The following is a 5,282-nucleotide window of genomic DNA, read 5'->3' on the forward strand; positions in this document are numbered from 1 at the left end:
GATATAGAGCACAATAACAACACAGATTAGACCACCTAAGGCATTATTGATAACTGTGCTTAAATCTTTTTCAACATCCACACTCATGTCATTTGTGACAATAAATTGGATATCTTCTGGTACCACATGATTTTCCTTAACATTTATGATATCCCTAAGCATTGCTGCTGGTGCCACAATATCATTTCCGTCTTCTCTATAAACGGTTAAATAAATGGCTGGTGTTGATTGTTTTTCTGCATTCTCATGATTCACAAATACTCTTGAATAATTATCAGGCGTTTTATAGCCGTCTTCAACAATTGCCACATCCCTTAAAAAAATAGTTCTTGAAGGTGACGTTTGAATGATTAAATTTTTAATATCCTCAACATCCGTGAAGCGTTCATCCACTCTGATGTTGACGACATTATTATCAACAATCTGTTCACCAGCAGGGACATTCATGTTAGACCCTTGTAGTGCTTGACTAATATTTTGATAAGACAAGCCGTACTCTAAAAGTCTAACCTGATCGACCATAATCTTTATTTCTCGATCATAGCCACCAGAAAGTTCTACATTTCTAACACCTTCAACATTTTCCATTTCAGTTTGGATTTTTTCACCATACTTTTTGAGTTCTGTAAGATCGTAATCACCTGTCATTGTCACTGAGAAAATCGGAATTTCTCCCGTTTCAAAAATGCCAACAATAGCGTCCATAGATCCTTCTGGGAAACTCATTTTAGCAAGCTCATTTCGAACTTCCTGTTCTGCATCATCCATGTTCGCAGAATCTTCATACTCGACGATAACTTGTGCATAACCATTCCCAACTGTTGAAGAGACATCCTTGACTTTATCAAGTTTTTCCATTTTTTCTTCAATTGGGTCAGAAATCATACTATCAACATCTACAACAGATGCCCCTGGGTACGGCTTATAAATATAAATCATATTCATAGTGACATCAGGAACCGTCTCCTTTGGTAAGTTGGTATAAGCATTAAAACCCAATACTAAAATTGAAAAAATAAGCAAATAGACAATTTTGTATCGATCAATAAAGCCCGATGAAATTTTCCCGAGAAAATTCTTGGGTGCTTTGAGTTCTGGTAAATCCTTCATATAAAAAAGCCTCCTGTAATATTCTTAAACTAAGCATACAGGAGACTCTCTAAAATCCATCTAATTAATTATTAAGTTTTTCCTAATTAACCCTTAAGTCCAATTAAATTAAAGGTCCATGTGGCACCATTTTTGACAAAACTGTGCTTTTTTCTGACATCTTACCTGAACAGACCCACATTTAGGGCACTTTTTATGGTCTTGCTTAAAGTCAATTTCATAGCTATGACCACATTCAAGACAAACAAACTTACACTGCTTGGTGGTATAGTGGCCACCCTTTATGGAGATTGCCCTACCTTCAAGTAGAGCACTGGTTAACTTTGCACGTCCTGATTCAATGATTAATTGAAAAGTCTGTCTGGAAACACCCATGAGCTCAGCACATTCCTCCTGAGACAGTGCCTCTACATCTTTTAAACGCATTGCTTCAAATTCTTCAACGGATATGTTAGTTTCCTCAAGCTGGCATCTAGGCACCCCATAAGGTACAAAATAGCTCTCTTTTGGAAATTGTGCCACGCGTCTAAACTTCTTTGGTCTTGCCATAATGCCACTCCTTTTCATTAATCTTCTTAAATTGTATCATATCATTACGATTCTTATTTAACAATCTCTTCATAACTTAAATTGCCTTTAGGCATCTAAACTGTAATAAACCTCGTAAAGTGCTTCTATGCGTTCTACCAATTTTCCGTAAGACTCATAGTAAGCCAGTTCATCCCCATCTATTTCAGATTGATCGAGACCGGAAAGCTTTCCTTCAAGTCTCGTAATTTCATGCTCAAGCTCAAGCCGCTTTCGCTTGTCTTCATCTGCCTTTTTGCCATGCTCATCTGCAGCTTTTTTAGCCATCACATCAGAATCGAGTTGAGCCTTAGAATCTATTTTCTTGGCCTTAGCCTGATTTTTCTTCGCCACAGGCTGACTGAGTTCTCGACAATATTGGTCGTAATTGCCATTAAAGCTCGTCATACTGCCACCGCTTAATTCTAAAATTCGAGTGACGCATTGATTTAGATAAAATCGGTCATGGGAAACGGCTATTACCGTGCCCTTAAACCCCAGTATTGCAGCCTCAATCGCCTCTCTTGATTCCAAATCCAAATGATTGGTTGGCTCATCCAAAATCAAGCAGTGTGGATTTCTAAGCATAATTTTTGCGAGCTCCACTCTTGCCTTTTCACCACCACTTAAAACCTCGATTGGCTTATGAACTTCTTCACCGTAAAAGTTAAAACGTGCCAGATGCTTTAAAACTTCCTTTTCTTCAAGGCTTGAAAAATGATTTGCAAACTCTTGGTATATGGTCAACGATTCGTCTTCAAAGTAAAGGTCCTGCCCCAAATAGGCATAATTGACCCATTTTCCAAAGTTGACATCCCCAGAAAACGCCTGGTCCTTACCCAATACAATATTGAGCAAAGTGGTTTTACCGCAGCCATTTGGCCCAATCAGTCCAATGCGTTCACCACCATGAATTTCAAATGAAATATCATCAAGCACCAAATAATCATCATAGGATTTTTTTAAGTTTTTCACAATGACGATGTCCTTACTCATGTGTCCTGCTGGTTTAAAGTTAAGTTGAGGCTTGGCCTTATTGGCTAAATTTTCACTTTTTCGCATTTCATGAAGCAACTTTTGCGATCTAACCTTTAGCTTTTCAACCTCTTTCTCAGAGCTTTTGGATTGCTTGATTTTTTTGTAATGCCTTAACTTTCTAACCTTTTCTTCACCATCTCTAATTTGCTTTCTCAAATTAGAGTGCTCTTTTAAATAAAAGCTCTTAATCCTAGACTTTTGTTCAATAAAGCTCGTATAATTACACTTCTTCACTGTTAGGTGACCATGATCAAGCTCTGCAATTCTCGTTGTGACTCGGTCTAAGAAATAACGGTCATGGGATACAATTAAAACCCCGCCTGAAAATTTCTTTATAAAGTCTTCCAGCCACTCTATGGCTTTAATGTCCAAATGATTGGTGGGTTCATCTAGAATTAATAGGTCTGGGTCATCCAGTAGAATACGTGCCATGGCCACACGCATTTTTTCGCCCCCGCTCAACCTTTCTACTGGAAGCTCCAATGCCCCTTCTCTAAGACCCAAGCCCAATAGAATTTTTTTAATTTTACTTTGAATATTATAACCGTCCATGGCTTCAAACTGTTCGAAGAGCCTCTCATAGCGTCGCATGGCTTTTTCATATTCTTCTTGACTCTGGTCTTTTTTAAAGGATTCCAGGACTTGATTGATTTGCGTTTCTAGCTGAAATAAGGCCTCATGGTGAAGGGCATTTTTCCCACTATCCTGTTCGTCAATATTTTGTGATAAATAACCTACTTTAATACCACTTGAAAAATAATGTTGACCAGTATCTGGTGTTTCAATTCCCATTGCTATTTTAAGCAGGGTTGATTTCCCCGAACCGTTGGCACCCACAAGTGAAACGCATTCCCCTCTTTCAACCATGAGAGAGACACTTTCAAGTACGATTTTGTTTTGATATTCTTTTCCTATGTTTTGTAATGTTAATAAACTCATTTTATCCTCCTAAATTGTAAAAGCTTCAAACTTGGGAGGTCAATATTCAATTAACTCAGAATTATATAGTGACAACACTTCTCGTCACAGCATTTGGCATCTTATATGCCCTCGAATTTTGTTGTCAAAAAAAGCCCTATTCATTTAAGAATAGAGCTCTTGCGTTTACAAATAAACATACCACAAAAAAATATGACAGGTTCATACTTTAATGTCCATTATTTGCATGAAAATACAACTAACCACCTGGAAATCAAAAAACTTTTTTGGGCAATACAAACAAACTGTAAAAGAAGCCTTCACAGTAAATATCCATATTATCCAGTTTTTCAATCCCGGCTACTAAGATGTTAGCTCCGCACAAAGCTCACCGAATATTAACCTAATTGTCTTTATTCGAAGCAAACGCCATAACCTGCAGCCGGTACATTATTTGCAAATCGTTTCATGATTACAACTCCTGTACCAATGTATTTTATGCAAATTGATTATAACACGATGTTTTAATGAATACCATTACAATTCCTTTACAATGTTTTTTCAATTTTTAGAAAACGCTAAAGCAGGATGGTATTACCTATTTAATGTCTTACATTTTACATGTAATTTATGATTTACTTTAATTTTAGGGTCATCATCACTGGATTGTGATCTGAGTATAAAAAATTCTGGTCCAAGACTTCAACACTTGTTATTTCAAGATTTGGTGAAACTAAAAAGCCATCTATAATCCCCACCTGAGTGATGCCTTCTTCATAGGGGGCATTTAAGAGACGATATGTTGGTGCATTTGTACCCACACCCCATTTCCAGCCCGCCATCACCCAATCACTTGAAATTTTGTATGGGGTGTAAAATTTACCGTCTTGGTAAAGGGGGAATTTAGAATCGTCTACAAAATCAAAAGTTTGATTAAAGTCCCCACCTAAAATTACATAATTGCCCTTTTCGTACTCTTCTTTAATAAAGGCCTTGATGTATGCCATTTGCTGGCTGCGGATAGAGCCATCATCATAGGCAGAAAAATGTGCATTAATAAGGACTAAAAGTCGATCAGAATCTTCAATTTTTTGATAATTTACAAGTGCACACCTGTCAAGCATTACCAGTGACTTTGGAAAGGCATACTGACCCGGTAGAGCAAGTCTTTGACTCATATAAGACTGGGTGTTAAAGAGGGTCATTTGTCCTGCTTCTATCTTCCCAAGTGGCGGTAAAGGCACCGGTACATACTTAACCTTATAGTTATAGGCAAAAGCATTACCATAATCGCCTAAATGTGATGAAAGGTACTTTAGCTCATCAATATTGTATGTCCTGTCAGAGTTCAAATCGACCTCTTGAAGCATGATAACATCACATTCTTGTGCCTTGATTACATCAACCATACCCTCAAGATTGTACTTAACCACTTCCGTAGAATCAGGTTTTGATTTATGCCCACCATCCATAAAAAAGTCCTGCGATTGATCAAGTCCAGCATAGCCAATATTCCATGTGAGGATTTTAAGTTCATCTCCAGTATTTATTTGTGCTGTAGGATTATCCATCAATGCGATGTTTAAATGATCCTTTGGCGAATAATCTGTAATCATCAAATAGATGATCAAGAGTACAAAAGTTCCTAC

Annotated in this window: 4 protein-coding genes; all 4 read right to left on the reverse strand. The window is 37.4% G+C overall.

The features are described 5' to 3' along the window. Positions 1-1,110 (reverse strand): efflux RND transporter permease subunit (locus tag AC220I_RS17850; protein ID WP_486725222.1); only part of this gene is annotated, 1,110 nt, incomplete at its 3' end. 108 nt (positions 1,111-1,218) lie between these two features. Next, on the reverse strand, positions 1,219-1,659 hold the full coding sequence (locus AC220I_RS17855) for a DUF134 domain-containing protein (protein WP_486725223.1): 441 nt from the start codon (positions 1,657-1,659) through the stop codon (positions 1,219-1,221). A gap of 87 nt (positions 1,660-1,746) precedes the next feature. Beyond that, entirely contained in the window at positions 1,747-3,654 is a 1,908-nt protein-coding gene (gene abc-f / locus AC220I_RS17860) for a ribosomal protection-like ABC-F family protein (RefSeq protein WP_486725224.1), read from the reverse strand. Positions 3,655-4,268: 614 nt separating this feature from the next. Continuing rightward, the coding region (locus AC220I_RS17865; RefSeq protein ID WP_486725225.1) for an endonuclease/exonuclease/phosphatase family protein at positions 4,269-5,282 on the reverse strand (1,014 nt) is incomplete at its 5' end.

It is taken from the genome of Fusibacter sp. (assembly GCF_057447755.1).

What these genes read in the sequence shown, in the direction of transcription:
- AC220I_RS17855 (WP_486725223.1), bottom strand. Translation starts at nt 1,659, where the DNA reads ATGGCAAGACCAAAGAAGTTTAGACGCGTGGCACAATTTCCAAAAGAG.
- abc-f (WP_486725224.1), bottom strand. Translation starts at nt 3,654, where the DNA reads ATGAGTTTATTAACATTACAAAACATAGGAAAAGAATATCAAAACAAA.